Annotated in this window: 19 protein-coding genes; 9 read left to right on the forward strand and 10 right to left on the reverse strand. The window is 49.0% G+C overall.

The features are described from left to right. Positions 1–124: 124 nt before the first annotated feature. Together ilvA and G445_RS0107310 are read left to right on the forward strand one after the other, a co-directional pair. Positions 125–1,396 (forward strand): threonine ammonia-lyase IlvA, encoded by a 1,272-nt coding sequence (gene ilvA, locus G445_RS0107305; RefSeq protein WP_022866886.1) that lies wholly within the window; start codon positions 125–127, stop codon positions 1,394–1,396. Between the two features lie 97 nt (positions 1,397–1,493). Beyond that, the gene (locus G445_RS0107310; RefSeq protein ID WP_022866887.1) at positions 1,494–2,168 is read left to right on the forward strand and encodes a 1-acyl-sn-glycerol-3-phosphate acyltransferase; all 675 of its coding nucleotides are present in this window, start codon (positions 1,494–1,496) and stop codon (positions 2,166–2,168) included. A gap of 98 nt (positions 2,169–2,266) precedes the next feature. Here the strand turns inward: G445_RS0107310 and G445_RS0107315 are convergent, their stop codons facing one another. Then, a complete protein-coding gene (locus G445_RS0107315; protein ID WP_022866888.1) occupies positions 2,267–3,628 on the reverse strand; it encodes an alpha/beta fold hydrolase in 1,362 nt (453 codons plus the stop codon). A gap of 100 nt (positions 3,629–3,728) precedes the next feature. Here G445_RS0107315 and G445_RS0107320 point away from each other — a divergent pair, with 100 nt between their 5' ends. The 3 genes from G445_RS0107320 (at position 3,729) to G445_RS0107330 (ending at position 6,166) form a co-directional block, all read left to right on the forward strand. Then, the gene (locus tag G445_RS0107320) at positions 3,729–4,568 is read left to right on the forward strand and encodes an aldo/keto reductase (RefSeq protein WP_022866889.1); all 840 of its coding nucleotides are present in this window, start codon (positions 3,729–3,731) and stop codon (positions 4,566–4,568) included. A 70-nt stretch (positions 4,569–4,638) separates the two neighbouring features. Beyond that, positions 4,639–5,412 (forward strand): YdcF family protein, encoded by a 774-nt coding sequence (locus tag G445_RS0107325; RefSeq protein ID WP_156825582.1) that lies wholly within the window; start codon positions 4,639–4,641, stop codon positions 5,410–5,412. A 70-nt stretch (positions 5,413–5,482) separates the two neighbouring features. Further along, entirely contained in the window at positions 5,483–6,166 is a 684-nt protein-coding gene (locus tag G445_RS0107330) for an HD domain-containing protein (RefSeq protein ID WP_022866891.1), read from the forward strand. 55 nt (positions 6,167–6,221) lie between these two features. On the opposite strand, the gene dnaB is transcribed toward G445_RS0107330, so the two are convergent. Further along, the gene (gene dnaB / locus G445_RS0107335; protein ID WP_040430923.1) at positions 6,222–7,556 is read right to left on the reverse strand and encodes a replicative DNA helicase; all 1,335 of its coding nucleotides are present in this window, start codon (positions 7,554–7,556) and stop codon (positions 6,222–6,224) included. Positions 7,557–8,014: 458 nt separating this feature from the next. Between dnaB and G445_RS0107340 the strand changes: the two genes are divergently transcribed. Further along, positions 8,015–9,343: an MATE family efflux transporter gene (locus G445_RS0107340; RefSeq protein ID WP_022866893.1), complete on the forward strand. Its 1,329-nt coding sequence runs from the start codon at positions 8,015–8,017 to the stop codon at positions 9,341–9,343. A gap of 396 nt (positions 9,344–9,739) precedes the next feature. Here G445_RS0107340 and rplI read toward each other — a convergent pair whose 3' ends face one another. The 8 genes from rplI to G445_RS10325 all read right to left on the reverse strand — a co-directional run bounded on the left by rplI (position 9,740) and on the right by G445_RS10325 (position 17,808). Further along, positions 9,740–10,195: a 50S ribosomal protein L9 gene (rplI, locus tag G445_RS0107345; RefSeq protein WP_022866894.1), complete on the reverse strand. Its 456-nt coding sequence runs from the start codon at positions 10,193–10,195 to the stop codon at positions 9,740–9,742. 12 nt (positions 10,196–10,207) lie between these two features. Continuing rightward, complete coding sequence (gene rpsR / locus G445_RS0107350) at positions 10,208–10,447, reverse strand: 30S ribosomal protein S18 (RefSeq protein ID WP_022866895.1); 240 nt, start codon at positions 10,445–10,447, stop codon at positions 10,208–10,210. 81 nt (positions 10,448–10,528) lie between these two features. Next, a complete protein-coding gene (locus tag G445_RS0107355; protein ID WP_022866896.1) occupies positions 10,529–11,071 on the reverse strand; it encodes a single-stranded DNA-binding protein in 543 nt (180 codons plus the stop codon). A gap of 21 nt (positions 11,072–11,092) precedes the next feature. Then, positions 11,093–11,383 carry a 30S ribosomal protein S6 gene (rpsF, locus tag G445_RS0107360; RefSeq protein ID WP_022866897.1) on the reverse strand — a complete coding sequence of 97 codons (291 nt, stop codon included), beginning with the start codon at positions 11,381–11,383 and terminating at the stop codon, positions 11,093–11,095. A gap of 163 nt (positions 11,384–11,546) precedes the next feature. Next, a complete protein-coding gene (locus tag G445_RS10315) occupies positions 11,547–13,685 on the reverse strand; it encodes a transglycosylase domain-containing protein (protein ID WP_022866898.1) in 2,139 nt (712 codons plus the stop codon). A gap of 20 nt (positions 13,686–13,705) precedes the next feature. Further along, positions 13,706–15,025 (reverse strand): AI-2E family transporter, encoded by a 1,320-nt coding sequence (locus G445_RS10320; protein WP_022866899.1) that lies wholly within the window; start codon positions 15,023–15,025, stop codon positions 13,706–13,708. A gap of 90 nt (positions 15,026–15,115) precedes the next feature. Further along, the gene (locus G445_RS0107375) at positions 15,116–16,408 is read right to left on the reverse strand and encodes an MFS transporter (protein WP_022866900.1); all 1,293 of its coding nucleotides are present in this window, start codon (positions 16,406–16,408) and stop codon (positions 15,116–15,118) included. Further along, a complete protein-coding gene (locus G445_RS10325) occupies positions 16,405–17,808 on the reverse strand; it encodes a CCA tRNA nucleotidyltransferase (RefSeq protein WP_306718333.1) in 1,404 nt (467 codons plus the stop codon). Before G445_RS10325 ends, G445_RS0107375 begins: the two co-directional genes overlap by 4 nt. Positions 17,809–18,030: 222 nt before the next feature. Between G445_RS10325 and G445_RS0107385 the strand changes: the two genes are divergently transcribed. From G445_RS0107385 to G445_RS0107395, 3 genes are all read left to right on the forward strand, one after another. After that, positions 18,031–18,570 carry an NUDIX hydrolase gene (locus tag G445_RS0107385; protein ID WP_022866902.1) on the forward strand — a complete coding sequence of 180 codons (540 nt, stop codon included), beginning with the start codon at positions 18,031–18,033 and terminating at the stop codon, positions 18,568–18,570. Next, complete coding sequence (locus G445_RS0107390) at positions 18,567–20,975, forward strand: DUF6049 family protein (protein WP_040430898.1); 2,409 nt, start codon at positions 18,567–18,569, stop codon at positions 20,973–20,975. The genes G445_RS0107385 and G445_RS0107390 overlap by 4 nt, the downstream gene beginning before the upstream one ends. 155 nt (positions 20,976–21,130) lie before the next feature. Further along, a complete protein-coding gene (locus G445_RS0107395) occupies positions 21,131–23,512 on the forward strand; it encodes a hypothetical protein (protein ID WP_022866904.1) in 2,382 nt (793 codons plus the stop codon). Positions 23,513–23,791 lie beyond the last annotated feature (279 nt).

Here is a 23,791-nt window from a genome sequence, read left to right on the forward strand (position 1 = left end):
CGCCCTAAAAAACAAGACATTCCCGCCCTAAAAAAACAACACATCACCATCACTAGAACGTCACACCCACCACATTACGCACGTGCAAGATGTTTTTTCGCCCAAAAGATAGCACAATAAACATATGACTCAAGAACCTACCGGCGCAGATGTCGTCATCGCCGCTCAAACTCTCGGCGATACCGTTCATCGCACCCCGCTCCTCCTGTCCGAACGCCTGAGCACAAAAATTGGACGCCCAGTTTACCTTAAACGCGAAGATGTCCAAGTTGGCCGAAGCTACAAAGTTCGTGGAGCCTACAACTACATTTCCTCCCTCAACGCCGAGGAACGCGCCGCAGGTATCGTCTGCGCATCGGCAGGAAACCACGCCCAGGGTGTTGCCTTCGCCTGCAACCAACTCAACATTCACGGAAAAGTCTTTCTCCCCGCCACAACCCCCCGCCAAAAACGCGAGCGCATCGCCGATATTGGTGGCGAATGGATTGAACAAATCGTTGGCGGAGCAACCTTCGACGAAGCCTCAGCCGCCGCCATTGACTACGCCAAAAAAACCGGCGCAACCTTCGTTCACCCCTTCGACGCCCCGCTCACCATCGCCGGCCAGGGCACCCTCGTTAAAGAATCTTTCGAACAGTGCGTCGCGAAAACCGGCGAGGAACCCGTCGCCATCGTCGTCCCTGTTGGTGGAGGAGGTCTCCTTTCCGGTACAGCTCTGTGGACGAAACAATTCCACCCGAACGTCAAAGTTATTGGCGTGGAACCGGATGGGGCACGTTCCATGGAGGCTGCGTTTAATAACGGCGGCCCGGTTTCTTTGGATTCTATTGATACTTTCGCCGATGGCACCGCGGTTGCGCGCGTTGGCGATCTCACCTACTCGATTTCGCACCGACTCGTCGATGAACTTGTCCACGTTCCGGAGGGCGCGCTCAGCACGGAAATGCTTGACCTGTATCAGGTTGAGGGCATTATTGCTGAGCCGAGTGGGGCGCTTGCGAGTTGCGCAGTTGCACGCTTCCTGCCCAGCCTCAACGATCTGCCCGCCGGCCCCGTCATTGCTCTTATTTCTGGCGGAAATAATGATGTTTCGCGCTATGCGGACATTATTGAACGCAGCGTCGTCTACGAGGGTTTGCGCCACTATTTCCTTGTCACCTTCGCGCAAAAACCGGGCGCTTTGCTTCACTTCCTCAGCGACGTTCTCACGGATAACGAGGATATTGTATTCTTTGAATATACGAAAAAGAATAATCGCGACACCGGCCCTGCGCTTGTTGGCATCGATATTGACAACCCCGCAAATATTGATTCCCTTCTGGCCCGTATGAAAAATTCAGGTATCCATATTCAAAAGATTGAACCGGATTCCCCAGAGTTCCAGTTCTTTATTTAATTTTTTCGACGACGAATAACCGCGTGGCAATCATTCGTCGTACATTACCCCTAACCACGTGCCGATCGCTCTGAGTCGGCGTACTTGAGGAGAAGAAATGAGTTGCAAAAGTCTGCTTGCACGCATGTATTTGGCGTGTAGCCGTTGGAAGCTGATTCGCACACGAATTCCAGAGAAAATTATTCTTATTGGTGCGCCTCATTCATCCAACTGGGACGGTGTGATGAATGTTGTGGCGTTTTGGCGCGAGGGGCGGAATATGAAGTTCCTTGTGAAGAATTCGCTCATGAAAATCCCGGTTCTCGGTTCAATTGTGAAGGCTGCGGGCGGGCTGGCGGTGGACCGTAAGCATCCGCGTGGCATGGTCGGTTCAATTGTTGATGCCGCAAAGAATCAGGAAACTTTCACGCTGGCAATTGCGCCGGAAGCCACTCGTAAACCTGTGAAATACTGGCGTTCGGGCTTCTACCGTATGGGTTTGGAAACGCGCCTTCCGATTGTTCTCGGTTTCATTGATTCTTCAACCAAAACGTTCGGGTGGTCCGGGCACATGTATCTTTCCGGCGACGTTGTTGCCGATATGGATGTTATTCGCCGCCATTTTGAAGGGAAAGTGGGTATGCGTAGCAAGAAAATTGCCAACCCGATTCTTCGCGCAGAAGAGGATGAAGTTGCTCGCGAACGCCTTCTCCAGGGAATTGACCTTGAGGAAGCGCGCGCCTACGCAATCGAAATGAATAAATCCACGGGCGGGTTGGGGGTAACCGAGTAGTTTTTCGCCGGTGACTGCGAACCCCGGAATCTAGGCGCCCAACTTACCCACGAAATCACCTCGCAGTTGGCTAGGTATTGCAACGTAACTTAAGCTAGTTAGGCGCGCAACTTACCTAACAGGTCGCGGATAATGTTTTTCCCGTCGACGCGCAAACCGTCGTGCTGATATTTATTCGTAATAATCGGCTTCAATCCACGCACACGCTCGGCAGTGTCCAATGAAAACTCGCGGGGAACATACATATCGTCATAATAAATATAGGCGGCAACGGGTACCTGATTTTCCGCCAGGACGTCCGCGTTATACATGTCTTTCCACTGGGTGCGGAAAGCAAGATTTTGAGCGGCATCGCGCATGGGTGTGAGCGTGGGATCCTGTTCAAATTGCCAGGGGTAAACGTGTTCGCCGGTGAAACGGAAACCGTATTTTTCACGTTGCAAATCGGATTCGCCAGCACCACCCTGTTCGATATTCGGCAGGTAGAACTCGGGGAATTCGCTTCGCACGCGATGAGCAGCCCAGTTAATTGAACCCGTCATGGTTTGCGCATAAATCGTTTCGTGAATCCCCCAATACAGCGGATGGTGAGTGGCGGAAAGTTCCTGACCCACCTTCGCCAATAATTGGGGACGCAAACGGCGTTGCCCATAGAAGGTTCGGAACGGATCTTCCAACAGGTAGTGCAACTTCTCAAAACCGTAATGGGAACCGAGCCCTAAACCGAGCATCCTAAAACGCCCAGGAGTTAAACGCTCTCCCGTCGGCAATATTTCTTCAACATCTGCAAGGTGTTTCGCAATAAACCAAGTCGTTGCCTCATCCTGAGGGTAGCGTTCAAAATATTCTTTATTTTTTCGTGACGTTTCCACATACGTGTGGCGGTAAACATCCGTTGCGTGTTTACGCAAGGATGGAAGCCCTCCCGTAATCATCACTTCCCGCAAACCCTTCGGGGCGTCGCTCAGGTAGCTGAGTGCACAAAAACCACCATAGCTTTGCCCTAAAATGCTCCACGGTTCGTCGTCCTGGAGGTAACGACGCAACATTTCAGCGTCGCGAATAATGGAATCTTGACGCAAAGCATACAGTAGTGTTCCCTGAACTTGCGCGCTCCCAAACATTGATATTGTGTGCGCATCCATGGGCCACGAATTTCCCGTCCCGCGCTGATCCATCAACACGAGTCTGTAGTGGTTGAGCGCCTCATCCATCCACCCCATGAGTGGCGAGGGGCGCGGAGCACTGTTCCCAGGCCCTCCCTCAAGATACAGTAACCTCGGTGCTTTTTCGTTACCGTCGCGCACAATTTCGCGAGCATACAGTTCAATCTTTCCTGGCACAAAATTAGGCTTATCTTCCCCGGAAAGCTCCGCAAAGGCTCCAAAATAATCGTAGGGAACTTGTATCCAGTGTTCGATCACCGTGTGTCCGTTGACACGCATTGTAAAAGCACTCATACATTCCAGGGTACTGAAATAAGTTTCGTTCCTACATAAATTTCACGCAATGTACCTAAACTCTCATTATCTTGTCCAAATATTAGTAACATATATAAGCATGAATACGATTTCTCGACTGCCAATGTTGTCCGGTCACACAATTCCCCAGTTTGGCCTAGGAACCTACAAGCTCCTTGGCGAGCAATGCACGAATGCTGTGCTTGAGGCTCTCGATATCGGCTATCGCCATATTGATACCGCCCAGATGTACACGAATGAAGCAGAAGTTGGCGAGGCTTTGCGCCGAACCAGCGTTGATCGTGAAGATATTTTCCTCGTCACGAAGCTCAATAACCCCAATCATGCGCCTGCCGATGTTCGTCGCACTTTCGAACAGTCGCTTCGCGATTTGGGCACCGACTATGTGGATATGTTCATGATTCACTGGCCGATGCTCACCGGTAGCTACGTGGATGCGTGGAAAACCATGGAGGAGTTCGTTGCTGACGGGCGCGTGAAAACCCTGGGTGTCTGCAATTTTGAACCTCACCACCTGGAGAATTTGCGTTTTAATTCTGAGATTCTTCCGTCCGTAAACCAGATTGAACTCCATCCCTATTTCCAGAATGTTGTGGCGAGTAATTATTGCTATGATGCCGGGATTGTTGTTGAGGCGTGGTCGCCGTTGGCTCGCGGGCGTATTCTCACGGATCCTGTTTTGGTTGAGTTGGCGGCGGAGAAGGGTTGTGCGGTTTCGCAGCTTGTTATCGCCTGGCACCTCAGCCGCGCGCGGGTTCTCTTCCCCAAGGCGTCCAGTCGCAAGCATCTTGTTGAGAATTTCAAAAGCACTCAGGTTCAGCTCCTCAAGGAAGATGTTGAGTTGATTGATGGGCTCGATGAGTTTGAGGCCGGGCGTATTGGAATGCATCCCGACACCATGAAGCGTCCGGGTGAATAAGATATAGTATGACGACGGTTGGGCGCCCTTGGCGCCCAACTTTCTTGTCATTAAGGAGCGGATGATTATTATGTCACGTGTGAATGACGGTTCTGGAGGTGGCTCGCCTTTTTCCGACCCCACAACACAACCAGCCCACAGCTCCACAACTCAACCAGCCTCCAACCCCACCGGTACCCAATCCACGCCATCACCCGTCGAACAGCCCACCCCACTTCTCCCGGTAACTCCCGTCATTATTGTGTTGGGCGGAAAAACCGTGAACGGCGCGCCCGGTCGCGGTCTGCAGCTTCGTCTGCTCGGCGCAATCAAAGAATACGAAGCCGCGCTTCACGCCAATCATCGCCCGCTCATTGTGTGCAGTGGCGGGCAGGCCACCGAAAACTCGCCTAGCGAAGCCGCCGTTATGGCGTCCTGGCTCATCTCCCACGGAATTCCCGAATCCTCAATTATTCGTGAAGAATTATCGCGCACCACCCAAGAGAATTTCGGATGCACCGCGCGCCTCCTACGCTCACTTCCCGAAAGCCCGAGCCAACTTCCAAGCATTCCGAAACCGCTTACCGGCGCCCCAAACTCGCTCCCCAACACTCCAAGCCCGCTCCCCAATGTTCCGGGGCTACTTCCCGACGGCCGGATCGCCTGCGTTATTCTCACATCTTGGATTCACACCTTCCGCTCCCGCCTCTGGGCGCTCTACTACGATTTCGACCCTGTCATGAGAGGCGTCAATGTGCCCCTAGATCTTCTACCCAAATCTCTCCTTTGGGAAAGCGGCGCTATTGTTATGGGAATAATCCGCGGTTCGTTCCATAAAATTCAAAGTTTTCGCCGTCGCCATTAATCCAAACTATTTTTTATCAACATTTTTCACCAACTGTTCTTCACCTTTTGTTCCGGGCTAAAGTAGATATATGGTTACTTCAACGACGAATCCCTACCTCGAACCGTCTATCGGTTTCCTACGTTCCCATCTTGAAAATGCTCAGGTGTCGAAAAGTGCACGCACGTATCGTCTTCTACATTCTTTACGAGTTGCGAGTATTGGGCGACGAGTTGCCGAGTCCGAAGGGCTTGACCCAAACCGTTTAGAATTGGCGTGCCTTCTTCACGATATTGGAAAATTCGATGCCACCTGGCACGTTGATCATGGCCGGGTTGCGGCAACACTTATCCGCCCGTTTTTACTTAATTTAGGCATGGACACCACAAGTGTTGAAGAAATATGCCAGGGAATTGCAATGCATACGGATGGTCGCCCGAATTATCCCGAGGAATCCCCAAATTTTTCGGGAAAAATTGATTTCCCCGAGGAACCAACTATTCTTGCGCGTAGTGTTGGGGATTGCGATAATATTGATCGTTTTTCACTCTATCGGATTCATGACACGCTCATGTACAAGAATTTTGCCGCGTTGAACGTCCCTCGGCAAATTGATTTTATCGACGGTTACCTAGAACGCCTTGCCAACGAACGCACCTATCGCTGTGCAACTCGTAGCGCCCAACGCCTCTGGATTGAGGCACTCGAACGCCAAGAATCATTTTTCGTGGGTTTGCGCGAGCAACTCGGTAGCGCTCTACCCTATCTTGATTAGATACACGTACACCAAGGGGCGAACTCATCAACCAACGTAACTATGAAAAACACCGTCATTCAGCAAGATTCGCGAAACGCGCATAGTGCCCTTGGAAGGCTACCTGGATTGAACCTGTGGGGCCACTTCGTTGTTTCCCGACGATAATTTCAGCCATGCCTTTCACGTCGTCGTCCTGAGAATACATATCCTCGCGGTGGATCAACAACACAACGTCCGCATCCTGTTCCAACGACCCTGATTCACGTAGATCCGACACCTGTGGACGCTTGTCGTTCCGTCGTTCGGAATCACGGTTCAGCTGGGCTACGGCAACGATGGGGATTTCCAGCTCTTTGGCGAGCAGTTTAATTGATCGTGAAAATTCGGACACTTCCTGTTGGCGCGATTCGGGTGTGCGTCCACCGGAGGAGAGGAGTTGCAGGTAGTCGATGACGACGAGTTGAATATCGTGTTGTTGTTTGAGGCGTCGCGTTTTCGCGCGTATTTCACCGAGCGTAAGATTAGGTGAATCGTCTACAAGGAGCGGGGCTTTTTCTACCCGTTCCATCGCTTTGACCATTCTCTCCCAGTCTTTTTGCTCCATTTCTCCTTTTATCATGCGATCTTGGAATACGCTGGCTTCGGCTGCGAGCAGACGCATGGCAAGCTCGGTTCGGTTCATTTCCAGGGAGAAATAAAGGCAGGGCTTGCCTTCATGTACGGCTGCATTGCGGCAAAAGTCCATGGCGAGCGTTGATTTACCCGCACCGGGGCGGGCGGCCACAATAATCATTTGTCCTTCACGTAAACCATTGAGTTTATCGTCGAGAGCCACGAACCCGGTGGATACTCCTTCAACGTTATCTCCACGTGCCTCGTTTTTTTGAAGTTCCTCCAAAACGCTTGGAAGAAGGTCGCGCAAACTCGAATATTCTGTGCTTTCGCGCGAGTTGCTCATATTAAAGACTTCGGACTGCGCCATGTTAATGAGTCCCGCGACATCGGCGCCATCGGTGGTATATCCGAGTTGGGCGATTCGTGTACCTACTTCTACAAGACGACGAAGTTGCGCCTGTTCGCGCACAATATGTGCATAATGCTCTGCGTTCGTAACGGTAGGTACGGTAGCGATAAGGGTGTGGAGGTAGGTATCGCCGCCAACACGTTCAAGGTCACCATTTTTCTTCAGTTCGGCAGATACTGTAATGGGATCAGCCGGTTCGCTTCGCCCGAAAAGATCCAAAATAATGCTGAAAATTGTGGCATGGGCTGGGCGATAAAAATCATCTGCCGTCAATATTTCTACGGCGTCAGTAATGGCGTCTTTGGAGAGCATCATGGCACCCAAGGTGGCGATTTCAGCCTCAATATTTTGGGGTGGAATTCGTTCAAAGGAAGAATTGTTCATCCCCTGTTGTACGGACACGTATGGCTCCCTCAGTCGTTACATATATCTTCTGGTGCTATCTCTAATAGCTTAAGGTTGTGGATTTCAACCCGTGCCATAAAGTTAACTGTGGATAACCATGTCATTAAGTCTTTAATTATGTGGATAAGTGGTGGATAAAACCCCTACTTATCCCCAGAGTTATTCACAATGTTTACATTCTGTGGATATAAGTACCTAAAAGGGCGAGAATTCATCCCCGACTTTATCCACAATTGGGGATAAAATTACCCACATGCGCACGCTGTTGTGTACGTCACATTTCATTTTTCTTTCGTGATGTTTTCGTCGTCTCTAGGACATTCGCCCCTGCATATGAGTAAACCTCGACACAAAAATCCCCGCACGAGCTCCCGCCCCCTCTCCCCTTATAGCGTGGAACATATCCATTTCTATCGACCCTAGGTATGCTTACTGAAATGACCACACAAGACGATATCAATACCATTGACAAAGACATTTTGAGATTAGCCCTCCCCACCCTCGGAGCCCTTCTCATTGAACCCGTCCTCGTCGCAACAGATACGATTATGGTCGGGCATCTGGGAACAGATTCTCTTGCGGGTCTATCGCTATCCTCAACTATTTTGAGCACCATCGTCGGTCTATGTATTTTCCTTGCCTACGCCACAACCGCATCTACAGCACGGTTCATGGGCGCCGGAAAAATTGGGCGCGCCCTACGTTATGGGGTGGACGGAATATGGCTCGCGCTCCTTTTGGGCGTTATTCTCGGCGCGCTTCTTGCCATATTTTCACCCTCAATTCTTGGACTCTTCGGAGCTGAAGGTAACGTTATTACTCAAGGAAACCACTATGTGCGTTTTAGTTCCTTTGGGCTACCCGGAATGCTCCTCGTTTTAGCCGCAACAGGAACGTTACGCGGACTAGGAGATACCCGTACTCCCTTCCACGCTTCACTCCTCACCGCTGTTCTCAATATTCCCCTCAACTACATTTTCATTTACCCCTCACACATGGGTGTTGCAGGGGCGGCGCTCGGCACGGCCATTGCCCAAACCGTTGGCGGACTTTTCCTCACCGCACATATTATTCGTCGATGCCGCGTCGAAAAGGTAAGCCTCACACCGCGCGGTGCAGGCGTTCTTGGCGCATTGAATAACGCCATACCGCTCATGATGCGCACCGTGATTCTCCGCGTCATTATCCTCATGGAAATAGCCGTCGCCACAAAGTTAGGAACTCAGGCTTTGGCAGCCAACCAGGTGGTCATGTCGATATGGACTTTCGCGATTTACGGCCTCGATGCACTCGCCATGGCTGCCCAAATCCTTGTGGGCCAAGCCTCCGGTTCGGGTCATAAAGACCGCGTTCGCCTCGTCCTCTCACGTTGTTTACGCCGGGGTTTGTGGATCGGCGCTCTCGTCGGTACGGCACTTATCTGCTCCTCCCCCTTCATCCCCATGCTCATGACGAGCGATTCTCAGGTTCGTTGGGCCGCCATGCTTGGTCTTTTCATGGTTTCTTTCTTTATGCCTCTGATTTCCGTCGCATTTATTCTCGACGGAGTTCTTATGGGCGCCGACGACATGAAAGCTCTCGCCTTCCTCATGCTTATTCCGCTCCTCGCCTTCGCGCCCGTTGCCGGCTCACTGTATATGTGGGGAAAAGGCGCGGATGGTTTCATGTGGTTGTGGGGAGGATATGCGGGCGTGTGCATGGGTGCGCGTGCGCTTGCCACATATCTTCGTGTGCGCACAGATGCCTGGATTACCCTCGGCACTTAAACACTTTGCGCTCCAACCAGAACTCAACGCGCCAACCAACAGCCAACCCAACTTTCCCCCAGCACGCCAACGAAAACTAGACCCCGCATCCTCTCTTTTGTCCTATATTCCTCCGATTTTCTCCTCTACTCCTAAATAAAGCATCCACACGACACACCACAACACCACCCCGCAAAAAATCCTAAAAACCAATACGATCTGTCCTATACGCCGTCCTAAACCCCATTTTGACGCCTAACCCACAAAATACCCCGTTACTTACGGAACTGTGAAAACAAGTCCCATAAATAACGGGGTATAGAGATAATGTTAAGGGCACGTTTCGTCGTTTTTCTACAGATATAACGACGACGATACATGCACCTTCATGCACGCATCACACACCCGGATCCAGCGCTACTTCTTGGGAGCAGGCTGAACTTCAATAGCCATTGTTGCAAGAACGTCGTCGTGCAACTTTACGGTTGCGGTGTAGTGGCCAAGCGACTTAATCGGCTTTGCCAACGTAACCCAACGACGATCCACTGTCTTACCGAGCTGTTCGGTTGCGGCATGCGCAATGTCACGCGGCTTGACGGCGCCGAAAAGACGGCCGTTGTCGCCTGCGGAACGCTTGATTTGGATATTTGCTTCCGAAATGGCATCACGAAGTGCATGAGCTGCTTCAAGATCGTTGATAGCGCGCTTACGGCGTGCTTCTGCCATCTGATCAATCTGCTTCTGAGCACCCTTTGTCCACAGCTGAGCATAGCCACGTGGAAGAAGGTAGTTGCGGCCGTAACCATCTTTGACTGTTACAACATCGCCAGCTTCGCCCAAACGATCAACATCGTGTGTAAGAATAAGCTTCATGTTTCTGCCTCCTTAGCGTGCGTTGCTCGAGTAGGGAAGCAGAGCCATTTCGCGGGCGTTCTTAATCGCCTTGGCGATCAAGCGCTGCTCCTGTGTGCTGACACCGGTTACGCGACGTGCTCGAATCTTGCCACGGTCCGAAATGAACTTACGCAGTGTTGCGGTGTCCTTGTAATCAATATTGCCAACCTTAATCGCCTTGACCGGAACGATCTTGCGCTTAACCGGCTTGCGAAGATTTCCCCTCGCCATAATGTTCTCCTTGAATAATACGCATACCCACACGGGGTTATGCAAAGTTAATATATGTGATTTCGCGGTAAAGAATACGCTTTAGAAGGGAGGAAGATCATCGTAAGGTGACCCACCGGCAGGCGGTTGACCCCACGCATCATAAGCTGATCCACCTTGGGGGGCATTATATGTTGGCTGGTTGTGGGCTTGCCCGCTTCCGCCTTGGTTTACAAAACCTTGCCCGCCACCACGGTTGTAGTTTCCGCCAGCATTCGCGCCACCGGTTACTTTCGTAACTTCAGCTTTCGCGTAACGCAACGACGGACCAATTTCATCAACCTGGATTTCCAAACTTTGACGCTGTTCTCCGTTTTGTGTGGTGTAATTGCTGACGCTCATGCGCCCCATCACCACTACACGTGCGCCCTTCTTCAAGGATTCTGCAACGTTTTCGGCATATTCACGCCATACGCTGCAACGGAAGAACATGGCATCGCCATCTTCCCACGCTCCCTGTGCGTTCTTTTTACGTGGCGTTTGGGCAACCGTAAAGCTTGCAACAGCGATGCCACTATTCGTGAAACGCAATTCAGGATCAGCTGTCAGATTCCCGACGATAGTAATATTCGGTTCATTAGCCATGATTGCTCCTATGCCCGTTTCTTACTTTTCTTCCAAACGAAGGAGCTTGGTACGAATAATGGATTCGTTCAAGCCAAGCTGACGATCAAGTTCCTTCGCGGTTGCAGGAGTGCACTTCATCGTCACGACGATATAAATGGCTTCCGTTTGCTTGTTAATTTCGTAAGCAAGCTTGCGACGACCCCAAATATCAACTTTTTCAAGTGTTCCGCCTTCATTGGGAACAACCTGGAGCATTTTTTCAACGTTTGTGGACAAATTACGTTCATCAACGTTGGCGGAGAGAATAATCATCATCTCGTAATCACGCATGTACACCCACCTCCTTTGGACTACACGGCCATGGTCCTTCCATGGCAGGAGGGTTATGCGACTTTGCCTTTCTCCACCACCCTATGTGATGAAGAAACACATCTATTAACTATACCTGTCTAATGTGGTGAATTCTAGGAATAATCCTTTGTATTCCGCCACATTATCGTTGTCCGGGCTGACCGGGCTGAGCAGGTTGGGCGGGCTGAGCAGGCTGAGCTGGCTGGGCAGGCCCAGCGGGCTGAGGTGGCTGTGGCCCAGCAGGCTGAGGTTGTTGTCCAGAATCATTATTTTGCCCGTTTTCGGGATTCTCCCCCTCTGTTTGTGGATCACCCGTCGGACGTGGCGCAAACGTGGGCTTCCCGCCAATCGGCGTCTCAACCTTCTCAAACTTCGACATCTTAACGTCTTTCGACGCCTTCTTCATATAGGCAACCCACACCTCGGCCGGATAATCGCCACCCGTCATTGTTCGTGCATGGCGCCCGAAACCAGTCAAAACTTCTTCTTCTCCATTCGCACCAATTTGATACATATTCACAACAGTCACCATCTCGGGCGTATATCCGGCAAACCACGCAGAAACCGGCCCTGAAGATGTCCCCGTTTTACCAGAAACATCAAAACCTAGCCTGCCCGCTACCGAAGCCGTACCGTCACTGCCTGTAACGGCACCCAACAAAAGATTCATGTTGTCCGCGACTTTTTCATCGATTGCACGTTTTCCTTTGGTATCCGCAGAATAGACAATGTTTCCGGAACTATCGCGCACTTCCTTCACAATGTGAATGTCATGTTTAATTCCCCTGCTCGCAAAAGTCGCATATGCGCGAGTCATATCAACATTTCGTGGAGAAGAAGAACCTAAAACATTCGATAACCCATCGTCCAAACCGGGCGTATTTTCAGGAATACCTGCCTGAATAGCGGCCGCCTTTGTGTTCCTCGGCTTCACATCCCTATTGAGCTGAATATAGTACGTGTTCAGAGAATCACGAGTCGCAACATACATGTCGCTGGGACTATACGAATAATTTCCGTAATTTTGAAAACTCATGCCACCCACACGAACCGGGGAAGTGTTATCGTATTTCGTCGTATAAATACCTTTACCCTGCTCCAAAGCAGCTAAGGCTCCAAACACCTTAAACGTCGAACCTGCCTGCGCATGATCTTGGGTAGCGCTATTGCGTTGACGTGCCAAATAATCGGCTCCACCATACATGGCATAAATTTCGCCGGTTCGCGGATCTGCGGACAGCAACCCAACGTAATTATTTGCAGGCCGGCTCGTCGGCAAAGTCCCAATCGCTTCTTCCGCATATTTTTGCAGTGTCGGATCAATCGTCGTCGTAATCCTATATCCACCTTGACGCAAAGTGTCCTCGGTAAATTTACCGGTGGCGATAAGCTCACGCTGAGCCTGGTCTAACAAATACCCCTTTGGGCCACGATACTGTTCCTGATTACCTTTCGACGGCGGAAGAGTTTGTGGCATCGTCGCTTTTTTCACGTCCTCATCGGTGATATAACCATCTTCTCGCATCAATTTAATAACACGATTAAATCGTTCTTTCGCTTTTTTCGGATTTACCGCCGGATCCCACGAAGAGGGAGCTGGAATAACGGCAGTCAAAAGTGCTGCCTGATTAAGATCAATCTCGGAAGCATGTTTCCCGAAATAACGAATAGCTGCGGATTCAATACCGTAAGCACCGCGCCCATAATAAATCGTGTTGAGATAATCCTGGAGAATCTCGTTTTTCCCCATATTCCTATCAACCTTGATAGCGAGAAGGGCTTCCTTGAGTTTATCCAAATATCCACGGGTTTTACCCAAATAATAATTTTCTACATACTGCTGGGTAAGAGTTGAAGCTCCCTGGCGCGCCCCGCCACGAATATTGTTCCACGCCGCGCGGACTATTCCCGCAAAATCAACACCTGAGTTCGTGTAAAACGTGCGATCTTCAGATGCGATAACAGATTCCCCAATATATTTCGGCAGGGTATCTAACTGTACGGGCGTACGATCATATTCGTAAATATCGCCCATCCCTGTTTTTCCGTCGTTGTAATAAACGGTTGTTTTTTGAGCAAGTGCTAATTCGTCAGGTTCGGGAATGCCCAAACTAAAATACATTCCCAAAATTGTTGCGCACCCTGTCAAAAAGAGAGTGAATGTACTGATTACTGTAAAACGCCACGACGGAATCCAACGATGAACAGGGCCTTTTCCGGCGCGTGGATAATTCCAAAACTTGGTTTTTTTCCTTCTCTTCTGAATTTTTTTCTTAGTCACGTTGCTCCTTACCCCAAACACTACCTATTTTTAACGCCACGTGATCTGCGTAAAACAGAACGGAACCTAGATCGACGTTTTTTCTCCGTGTTCGTTTCCGTGCTTTCGCTTACATCGCGCGAAGCGCTACCGTCCCGATCGCGATGCAAGAAATCTTGAAAAATTTCGACGGGGGCTTCGCCGTCATAATGCCCTTCATACCTATTTTTCTTCGCTTCTGCTTCTGGTATAAGGAATGCTTCAGTCCACCGTGTGAGTGGTGAGGAATCGACGAAAACAGCTTTGAAGAACAAGGTGAGGGGAACAGCAAGAATCGTTCCCATTCCGCCCAAAACAACAGCCCAAAACAGCAACGAGACGAATGTTACCGTTGTGGACAACCCCACGGCATCTCCCACAATTTTTGGCTGAACCACACCCTGGATACTAACATTCACGACTGTGAAAATAACGAGAACAGCTATGCATGTTCCCCATCCTGAATCCAATAAACCTACAAGCGCCGGAGGAATCACGCCAATAATAAAACCAATATTAGGAATATAGTTCGTCACAAAGGTCCACAGTGTCCACGCGAAAGCCATGGGAACAGCGAGCCACAGCATCACCGCGTAGTTAATAGCGGATACTATGAGCCCGAAAATCGTTGCCACAAGCCAGTATTGGCGAACACGCCCTTCAAAGGAAGCTAAAGCGTTATAGAGGTTTTCGTCGTACTTGCGTAAAACCCAACCGCGGTGGCGAATAGATAAGGTGTCAATCGTCGTGAAGAAAATGGCGATGGTGAGAATAAATAGAAGTGAGCTAGCGGAAAGTAACGTTTGAGATGCGTAAGAAATAATACTTACGATCATATCTACATTGACGTTATTTCCGGCCTCTTTGAACATGAGTTCTGCGTCAATTCCCCACCCGTTGAGGAACCCTTTTAACTCGGTGAAAAGCATGGCGAATTTATCGCTATATCCCCTGAGGAAACCCGGTAAACCGGAAATTGCCCACGCCATTAAACCGAACATTGTGACAAGAACAGCAACAATAATAAGAACCGTCACCATGCCGGATATTGCGGGCGGGACACGTTTTTTAATGAGTGCGCGATGCACAGGACGAACCGTTAATACCAGCGTTAACGCAAGAAAAACAGGGGCAATAATATCTTGCAACATGTACATGCCCGCACACACAATAACTGCGAACGCACACACTTGTAAAAGTTTCAAACCGAAAGGTTGACTACCGCGAGATAAAGCCGCTCGAAGTTGATTTTTCTTCGCAACTTCTATGCCTTCATGGACTGTTGTTTGGGGTAAGTTACCCGGTCCGACACCAGTAGACATGAGTTCTCCTTGAATATTTTTTGAACGCTTATTCTATTTTGCCAGGAAAATTCGGAAGATGATCAAACGGCACGTTTTTCTTATCGTGACTTACACTTTACGCGGAATTCCTTTAAATTTTTTAATGGTTGTTGCGTACCATACAGCTGTAAGGACGACGAAAACAATCATCCCTATTTCTATTCCGCGCGACCATCCCACGGGCGGAAAAATAAAGATAGCAACAACCGCGGCAATACATTCGGAAATGTTGAATAATACGTCGTAGAGTGAGAAAGCGCGTCCACGGTAGGTGTCTGCCGTATCTGATTGGACGATGGTGTCCACCGCGATTTTGGCGCCCTGAATACCGATGCCAAAAATAAACATGCCGGCAACAACCCTGGAATATGCCGGGGTTGAGGCGATAATGATTTGCCCAACCGCTCCCCCAATCAGGCAACACACAATCCACGTGTGGGGGCGCATTTTTTCGTGGGCGAGAGGGGTAAGAATAATGGATATTCCGTGCCCGGCTACCATCGCGCCAAAAAGGCCCCCGAAGAAAGCTATTCCCGCATCTGCGTTGGCAGGATCTGCGTAGAGATTTCTTCCCGCCAAAATCACCATCATGACGTGGAGCTGGTAGATAAAACGGTGGAGACTCATGGTGCCAAGGGCTGCGGCTGGTGTTCCTCTGCGAATAAGGTAGCGAACGCCGTCTGCAAGTTCTTTTACCGCTGTGCGAAGTGCAGTGAAGAGAGTTCCTCCGGGAACTTCTTTCGGACCAAGCTCTTGTTTACCCAGAAGTGTTGCCACGCCCGAACCGCATACGTACAAAATACCTGCAGCAATAAGTGCTCCGGTTTGTTGGAGGGCTTGGGTGGGAAGCATGAGGCGCAGAAGAAAACCAATGGCCGCCCCGCACAGTGTTGAGGCGCCACCCAATGTCGGAACAAGAGAATTTGCTGTAAGAAGCCTTTGATTCGATTCCACGACGTTAGGTAGCGATGCGGACAAAGACGCGAGAAGCATTCGGTTCACGCCCAATGCGGTGAGGGCGATAACATAGGTAAGCCAACCTATTCCCGAAAGTGTTGCCGCAACAATACATGCAACAAGAAATCCACGTATCAGGTTCCCGTAGAACAATATTTGACGACGTGGCCAGCGATCAATAAACGGTCCCGTGAAGGGACCCACCAGGGAGAACGGTAGCAGAAGGACGAGGAAGGAAATCGCAACATCTGTAACGTTTGCGCCGGCTGCGGGGTTGAAGAAAAAGAGGGACGCTAGGCCGGCTTGAAACATTCCATCCCCACATTGGGTGACAAGCCGAACCCCAAGGAGTTTAAAAAAGCCACGCGAACGCAGTAGCGATTTCAGGTCATCAACGAGTTTCATCTTTCAGCCCACCATTTTTTTAGGCGCTTGGCGGCTTCGTCGTGCTCTAAAGGGCCTTCTTCAAGCCGTATATTCAACATATATTTATATGCTTCACCCACGGTTCTCCCCGGTGAAATTCCGAGGATTTCCATAATTTCGTTACCGTCAATATCGGGGCGAACCGCATCAAGTTCTTCTTTTTCGCGAAGTTCAATAATGCGCCGTTCAAGTTCGTCGTTGGCCGCTTGAAGAATATTTACTTTTCGACGGTTTTGTGACGTTATATCGGCGCGTATAAGACGCAACAACCGCGACAACAGTGGCCCCGCATCTTTCACAAAACGACGTACTGCGCTATCTGTCCACCCCGAATCAGCGAAACCGAAAGCGCGTAAATGTAGCTCCACAAGCCGGGCAACATCCTGCGTTGTTTTCTTGTCGAAACGCAGTTCTTTCATCCGTTGTGTTGCCATTTTTGCGCCAACAACGTCGTGCCAACGGAAGGTTACGGAGCCGTCTTTTTCAAATTTTCGTGTTTTCGGTTTACCAATATCGTGCATTAATGCTGCGAAACGAAGAACAAAATCCGGGCCGGGAAGTTCATCGTCTTCCAAAGCGATCGCATTATCGAGGACTTGAAGGGTATGTTCGTAAACATCTTTGTGGCGATGGTGTGCATCGACCGTGTTTTTTAACATGCTAATTTCGGGAAGTACAACGTCCGCGATTCCCGTGTGTACTAGGGCTTCTATGCCACGTCGTGGCTGAGGTGAGGTAATAAGCCTCTTAAGCTCGCTCTGGATGCGTTCTCTGGAAACAATTTCTAGCCGCGGAGCGAAATCTTCCATGGCGCGTAAAACGTCTGGGGAAATATCGAAACCTAACTGCGCAGCAAATCGAGCCGCGCGCATAATCCTCAACGGGTCGTCGTCGAAAGATTGTGCGGGATTCACGGGTGTGCGCAATACGTAACGTTCAAGATCATCAAGCCCATTACATGGGTCTACAAGATGCATATTCGGCAGGCGTATTGCCATTGCGTTAACCGTGAAATCGCGGCGCGTGAGATCGCCTTCCAGAGTATCTCCGTAGGTCACCTCTGGTTTACGGGATTCCATATCGTATTCGTCGGTGCGATATGTTGTTATTTCGACGGTATAGCCGGCATTTTGCGCCCCGATAGTTCCAAATTCTTTCCCAATATCCCACGTATTTCCCCACGTGTTCAATATTTTTTGGGTGACATCGGGGCGTGCAGAGGTGGTGAAATCGTAGTCATGAATAGGTTTACCCAAGAATGCGTCTCGTACCGGTCCGCCAACAAGCGCGAGTTCTTCGCCTTCCTTCGTGAAGAGTTCACCTAACTTCACTATTTCTTCAGGCATCCGGGAGAACGTCTGCTGCCCGCGCATGAGCATAAGTGCTTTTGCGTTATTATTCGCAGAAATATTCATAACACCTAATTTCTGTTCGATTATCTTCACACCCTTGTTTACACATCCTTTATGTTACATTCCTGGTGCATATCTTTCAGGGCGAACATTCTCTAAGTTCGCCACTTTACACACTTTACGAAAAATTAACGTAATAATGTGGCGAGTACGATGGGTGTTGAGCCGTCAAACTGTTAATGTGTATGTATGTCGAGTTCAGCCCCCCTGCCTTCTCAATTTAAAGGCCGTAAATCTTTGTGGCACAGTGGTGCCGCTCGTAAGGTTGCTGCTCGACGTCATTCTCTGCCCATTGTGAATGAAACTAGTGCGGGCGGAGTTGTCCTCACCGTCAAAAATGGACATGCCTATGTTGCTGTTATTGCCCGTTTGAATCGCGGAAAGCGCTTAGAATGGTGCCTTCCTAAAGGTCATTTGGAGGGTAAAGAAACGCCTCGCCAGGCCGCGGTTCGTGAAGTTGCCGAGGAAACAGGTATTCATGGGCGCGTCATTATGCATTTAGCAACAATTGATTATTGGTTTTCCGGAACTAATCATCGTGTCCACAAGGTTGTCCACCATTACCTCATGGAAGCTAAATCTGGGACTATTTCTGTGGAAAACGACCCGGATCATGAGGCAGAAAAAGCTGAATGGGTTCGTTTGGATCGTGTTGCTTCACGTTTGGCTTACCCGAATGAGCGCCGAATTATATCTTCTGTTCTACAACTTTTAGCGGGGGATGAATGATGCCTCGCTTGTCGCGCCTTGTTGCGGGGTTATGTGCGGGATTGTGTGTTGCGAACGCTTCGTCGCCCTACGCTCTTTCTTCGTTTTTTCCTTCTTTTTCGACGACGGTTTCCTCGCGCGCTTCTTTATCCTCCTCTTCTTCGGGGGTTTTGGCGCACGCTACGTCGTCGTCAACTATGTCTTTTCCGCGAGATAACACGAAAAGTGAGAAACGAGTTATTTCGTTAACCTCTTACGGAGCGCCGATTATTGAACATGACGGAAAGGTTGAGGTAACGGCTCGTATTACAAATACTAAAAATACTGAACTCCGTCTTTCTCACGTGTCTTTCTATGCTCAGCGACGCATTCCCTCCACCGCGAATGCTGCTCTCGCGTTTTTGCGTGGAGAAACACATAATCTTGCTCTCTACGAGAAAAAAGTTGTGGGTACGAGTCTAGCCCCGGGTTCCTCCACAGATATTTCTTTTTCACTTCCTCGATCAATGTTCCCTTCTCAGTGGGGACCACGTGGCATGGAAATTCGTGCCTCCCTGGGTGATGAGGAATTCACTGACCGTAATTTTCTTATTTTTGCCCCATCGACTCCTGTTCAAAAAATTCCGGTGACGGTAACTATCCCCATCACCGCTCAATATTCACAGTCTTTAGTCGAAAAAAACGCTGTTCAAGAGTTCAAGGATCTTTTTAAAGGCAGTGAACAAACTCCGACTCATGAACCGTCCCAATCCCCCTCACCTAAACTTTCCCACACACCCACTGGTGAATCTTCACGGTCCTCTTCTCACCCTTCTCAAACACTGTCCCCTTCCGCAGTCTCTTCACCAACAGAAAGTTCCTCAAAATTTGAGACATCTCAGGGTAAAAAACCTATTCTTTCCGCCCAAAGCCTGGATTATTTAACCACTATGGCGCTACCTGGGGTCACCATTGCCATTGATCCTTTACTCATGGACAATAAACAGGACGCTGAAGCTATTCGCCGTTTTGCTGCGGTTTCGGGGACACATGTTCTTGTTCTTCCGGCAGGAGATCTCGATATTGCTCCTTTTGCTCATACTCAACGTGCCGATTTCCCTCGTAAAGCAATAGAAAAAGCGAATCAGGTTACCACTTCTTTAGGCCCTCAGGCAAGTTCGAATATTTTTTTCAGCTCTCAATCTTTTGACGACGTCACCGCAGATTTTGTACGTTCATTCAATTATGGGGGTTTTTTGGTCAGCGACGCCGATGCTCGTCTGTCCTCTTCTCAGGTAGGTACGGGAACGGTTTACCTTTCTTCCCAACAGGCTTCTTCGCGTAATTCATCGGGCGCTCCAAAAGTTATTGTTTCGTCGTCCCTAATGTCCTCAGCGTTATCAGGTGTTCTTCCCACAGAAAAACAGGCGAATGCACTTAATCCGTCGAACAAAGATTACTATTCCACGAATTCTGATTCTTTACCTTTAAATTCTGATAAGGGGCGCCAGCTGGCATTAGCTCTTTCCGCGATTTCCTATCAATCAAATAACACAAAGGACGCTTCACACAATATTGTTATTGACCGTGAAGATGTGGCGTGGGCGGGGCCGAAACGTTCCCATAATTCATCATTATCTCCCCAGGTTCTTGCAAAAAATGTCAATATTTTATTGAGTGCGCCCTGGTTGGAGCCGACACCTCTTCCTTCCGTTCTCCAATCTCCAACGGACACCATTGTTCCCCTTAACCCGAATTCTTCATCTTCTTCTCTTAATCCTTCCCAGTTGAATGGCGTCTTTAAAAATATTGAAAATATTGAACATTTTGCTTCTTCTTTGGATCATTTTGACCTCATTCAAGAAAAATTGAATGACTATGTTGGCTTCATTTCATCGGTGTCTTTGCGTTCGCACACGAAAGAGCGGGCAAAGCTCCTCACGCAGGTTCGTTCTTTGAGTGACTATGTTCAACGCGGATTAACGGTTGATCAATCCTCAACAGTGAATGTTATTTCTGAGAAAACTGATTTTCCCGTTCACGTGAAAAATTCGTTACCTACGCAGGCAACTGTTTTTGTTCATTTACATTCACCAGATTATCGTCTTGTGTCTGACGCTCCTGTGAAGATAACTATTCCGCCGGCAAGCACTGTGACTGCCTCTCTTCCCATTACTGCAAGGGGTTCCGGGAATATTAACATTTTGGTTTCCTTGGAAACTCAAGATGGTCGCACTATAACTCGATCAACCGAAATCAAGGTTCGTTTGCGTGCACACTGGGAAAATACGGGCATCATTATTGTTGGGGTAGCTACGGTCGCTCTTTTCGTTTTCGGTATTTCGCGTTCCTTGAGGCGCGGACGCCGTTCCCCACAAGTTAATCCCGACAGCCATCTGGAATCCTTGCGTTCAGATACGTCTTTTCCGGATAACGACGCAACATGACGACGCAACATAATATAGTTCGATAACGCTTCACGCACCCATCTTTTTTGCATCATCATACTAAAATATATATCTTCTTATATCGGAATAAATCCATTATTTCAACAAGATTTCCTAGTAGAATAGTGTTGTTGTTTATGTTCTGAGGAGGATAAGTGAATACCTTGGGTTCTCAAGGCCTTGAAATTGCTGGGCGTTACCAGTTACTCCAGCCTTATTCCGATCAGCTTGATATTATTGGAACCCAGCAGTGGCTCGCGATTGATTTAGCTTTAAATACCACTGTTCGTATTCTTCTTATTGACGACATTCCCACTCGTCCTGATGCGCTCGATGCTGCGCGACGTGCTTCTTTAATTGAGGACGCACACGTGGTTCGCACCTTATCTGTTGGTTCTAATTATGTTGTCACAGAAGTTCCTTTGGGCAAGTCCCTCCAGGGTTACGTAAATGGTTACGAGTTCTCTCCGAGTGTCGCTAAAGCAATTGTTGGTGAGCTGGCTGCTATTCTTTCACAATCTGCCTCGCATGGCTTGCGTCATTTGCGTCTTGTTCCTAGTCGCGTTCGTGTTGGAGATGCTGGCGATGTGTATGTAGACGGTTTAGCTATCGACGCCGCCCTCGCAAATATTCACCCAAATACCACCTATCTGACGAGCGCAGACAATATGGAGGCAGAAGGCCTCACCATTTTCTTAGCTACATTAATTACAGGGAAACCTGCGTCTGATGAAACGGTTTCATCTCTTGTTTCAGACACTTCTCTTCCCGACGATATCCGTGAAGTTTTCCGTCGCTCATCTTCTGAAACTAAAATTCTTTCTCCGGGTGAAGTGCTCCGTGTTTTAGCGCCCTTCGACAAAGTTAATTTGCACCAACTTCCTCCTTACCGTGAATATTCTCCTGTTTTCGCTGTTGATCAAAATAGTGAAAAGGAAGGTTCTCACCCTCATTCTTCGTCCCCTCAGAAAACAGATTCTCAAGAATCAGCTCCGGGCCTTTCGTCGTCCGAAATTTCTGAAAACGATGGGTCACAAGAACATGAGCCGCACGGTAACTCTCCTACTTCTTCACCCGATAATGCATCTGATGTGTTGCCGACGGACGCAGTTGGAGAATCCACACCTGACGTAACATCTGAACAACTCTTGCCTGCAGATTCTCAAACACCTGAGGACACAACGGTTATCGGTAAGGTACCGATTGATGTTTCATCCTTAAAGTCCTCCGATTTCCAAGAAAATGTTGACCCTCTCCTTGGAGCTCCTACACCGGCAGACGTCCACTTACAACCCCAGTGGGATTTCCCTGGTGCAGTTGAGGAACCTCAAACCCAACCTTCTCCTCAGGGCGATACCAAAGAAAATCCGCCGGCGGATACGGCAGATTCCACGAAACCACCTGCACCTGATGTCACCTCACATATTGATAAACTTGACGTCGCTCATGGTGACGATGTCCTTCGTGATGTTCATCTGACGCAAGAGGTTTCTTTCCCGTCGGTACATTTTGAAAATTCTTCGAACAGCACACCTCCACATAGTGACGACGAAAAAGTTCCACCTTCCAACGTTGAGAAGGAAGGCGAACCGTCTATTTCTGCCGATGTAGACACCGGTACACCCCAAACAAAGGGAATTGCTTCAATCCCTGTTCACCCCCTTTCTAGTGGTGCGACTCGCCTTCAGGAAACGGATATTCCATCTCATCTTCAGCCTAGTTTCCCAAAAACGGGACAACCGCCCGAACCGGAAAACTCTGCGCATGATGTTAAAAAGAAGTCACCTTTGACGGTTGATCCGAAAAAACTTCACGAAAATATACTTTCGCGCGCCATTATTCGCGATACCCAAACGGATAAACCGATTTCTAAGCGTATTTTTAACTCGTCGAAACTTATTGTGACGGCAACTGTATTGCTTGTTATTTTCGCTTTGTTCTTTGCTGCCAAGAACTTTTTCACTATTCCAACGGTGAACCAGAAACCTCGTCCTTCGATTACGAGTTCCCAAAATAAAAAACAGGACGAGGAAAAGGAAAAACAGGAGTCCGCAGCTCAATCTTCCCCAACTCCTTCACCTACACCAACAACTCCGGCTCCACCGCCTGAAGTTGCTTCTTATCAACTCATTAATCCGAATGCCGGCGAACCTAATGAAGATAATCCTGGCTTGTTAACAAGGGCTTTCGATAAAAATCCTCAAAGCCGTTGGACATCGTGGCGTTACACGGCAAATGCCCAGTTCTCTGGGCTCAAACCGGGGTTTGGCTTTGAAATTAAGTTGAAACAACCTACAGATGTTCACTCCATTACTCTCAACACCGGCAGTTCTGGTGGCATGGTTGAGTGGCGTAGAACGACGTCCTCTAATCCGTCGTCGGGAGATCTTATTACTCAAACAGCTTTAGCTCCTCAAACAACGATTACTCCACCAAAGCCGGAGAAAACCGACACAATTATTTTGTGGGTAACTGAACTTCCTAAGGATTCTCGTGGTTCATGGAGTTTGCAACTCTTTGAGGTAACTGTCCAATAAACGCGCTTTCTATAGTCGTTTATTTTTATCCCTTTAAGATGGCACTTCGTATTTAAAAAGCTCTCCGAATTTAAGATGATTTTGGAACGGGGATTTTTAGTCGTTATACATACCCGCCATTATCGGATACACCCATATAGGGCAGTTTAAGGAAGATTTTTCGTCGTTCTTCCTTCTTCCGGGCAATCTCTCGTGAAGCTTAGGTGAACGGGGATTTTTTGCAGCCAATAGTGTGGAATATTAGAAGGTTAGTGAACGTTAGAGAGATGAGGTAACCAT

This window comes from Actinotignum urinale DSM 15805 (genome assembly GCF_000420445.1).
Taxonomy (GTDB): Bacteria; Actinomycetota; Actinomycetes; order Actinomycetales; family Actinomycetaceae; genus Actinotignum; species Actinotignum urinale.

Excerpts from the sequence above, each read along its gene's own strand:
- ilvA (WP_022866886.1), top strand. The coding sequence starts at position 125 with ATGACTCAAGAACCTACCGGCGCAGATGTCGTCATCGCCGCTCAAACT.
- G445_RS0107310 (WP_022866887.1), top strand. The coding sequence starts at position 1,494 with ATGAGTTGCAAAAGTCTGCTTGCACGCATGTATTTGGCGTGTAGCCGT.
- G445_RS0107315 (WP_022866888.1), bottom strand. The coding sequence starts at position 3,628 with ATGAGTGCTTTTACAATGCGTGTCAACGGACACACGGTGATCGAACAC.
- G445_RS0107320 (WP_022866889.1), top strand. The coding sequence starts at position 3,729 with ATGAATACGATTTCTCGACTGCCAATGTTGTCCGGTCACACAATTCCC.
- G445_RS0107325 (WP_156825582.1), top strand. The coding sequence starts at position 4,639 with ATGTCACGTGTGAATGACGGTTCTGGAGGTGGCTCGCCTTTTTCCGAC.
- G445_RS0107330 (WP_022866891.1), top strand. The coding sequence starts at position 5,483 with ATGGTTACTTCAACGACGAATCCCTACCTCGAACCGTCTATCGGTTTC.
- dnaB (WP_040430923.1), bottom strand. The coding sequence starts at position 7,556 with ATGAACAATTCTTCCTTTGAACGAATTCCACCCCAAAATATTGAGGCT.
- G445_RS0107340 (WP_022866893.1), top strand. The coding sequence starts at position 8,015 with ATGACCACACAAGACGATATCAATACCATTGACAAAGACATTTTGAGA.
- rplI (WP_022866894.1), bottom strand. The coding sequence starts at position 10,195 with ATGAAGCTTATTCTTACACACGATGTTGATCGTTTGGGCGAAGCTGGC.
- rpsR (WP_022866895.1), bottom strand. The coding sequence starts at position 10,447 with ATGGCGAGGGGAAATCTTCGCAAGCCGGTTAAGCGCAAGATCGTTCCG.
- G445_RS0107355 (WP_022866896.1), bottom strand. The coding sequence starts at position 11,071 with ATGGCTAATGAACCGAATATTACTATCGTCGGGAATCTGACAGCTGAT.
- rpsF (WP_022866897.1), bottom strand. The coding sequence starts at position 11,383 with ATGCGTGATTACGAGATGATGATTATTCTCTCCGCCAACGTTGATGAA.
- G445_RS10320 (WP_022866899.1), bottom strand. The coding sequence starts at position 15,025 with ATGTCTACTGGTGTCGGACCGGGTAACTTACCCCAAACAACAGTCCAT.
- G445_RS0107375 (WP_022866900.1), bottom strand. The coding sequence starts at position 16,408 with ATGAAACTCGTTGATGACCTGAAATCGCTACTGCGTTCGCGTGGCTTT.
- G445_RS10325 (WP_306718333.1), bottom strand. The coding sequence starts at position 17,808 with ATGCTCATGCGCGGGCAGCAGACGTTCTCCCGGATGCCTGAAGAAATA.
- G445_RS0107385 (WP_022866902.1), top strand. The coding sequence starts at position 18,031 with ATGTCGAGTTCAGCCCCCCTGCCTTCTCAATTTAAAGGCCGTAAATCT.
- G445_RS0107390 (WP_040430898.1), top strand. The coding sequence starts at position 18,567 with ATGATGCCTCGCTTGTCGCGCCTTGTTGCGGGGTTATGTGCGGGATTG.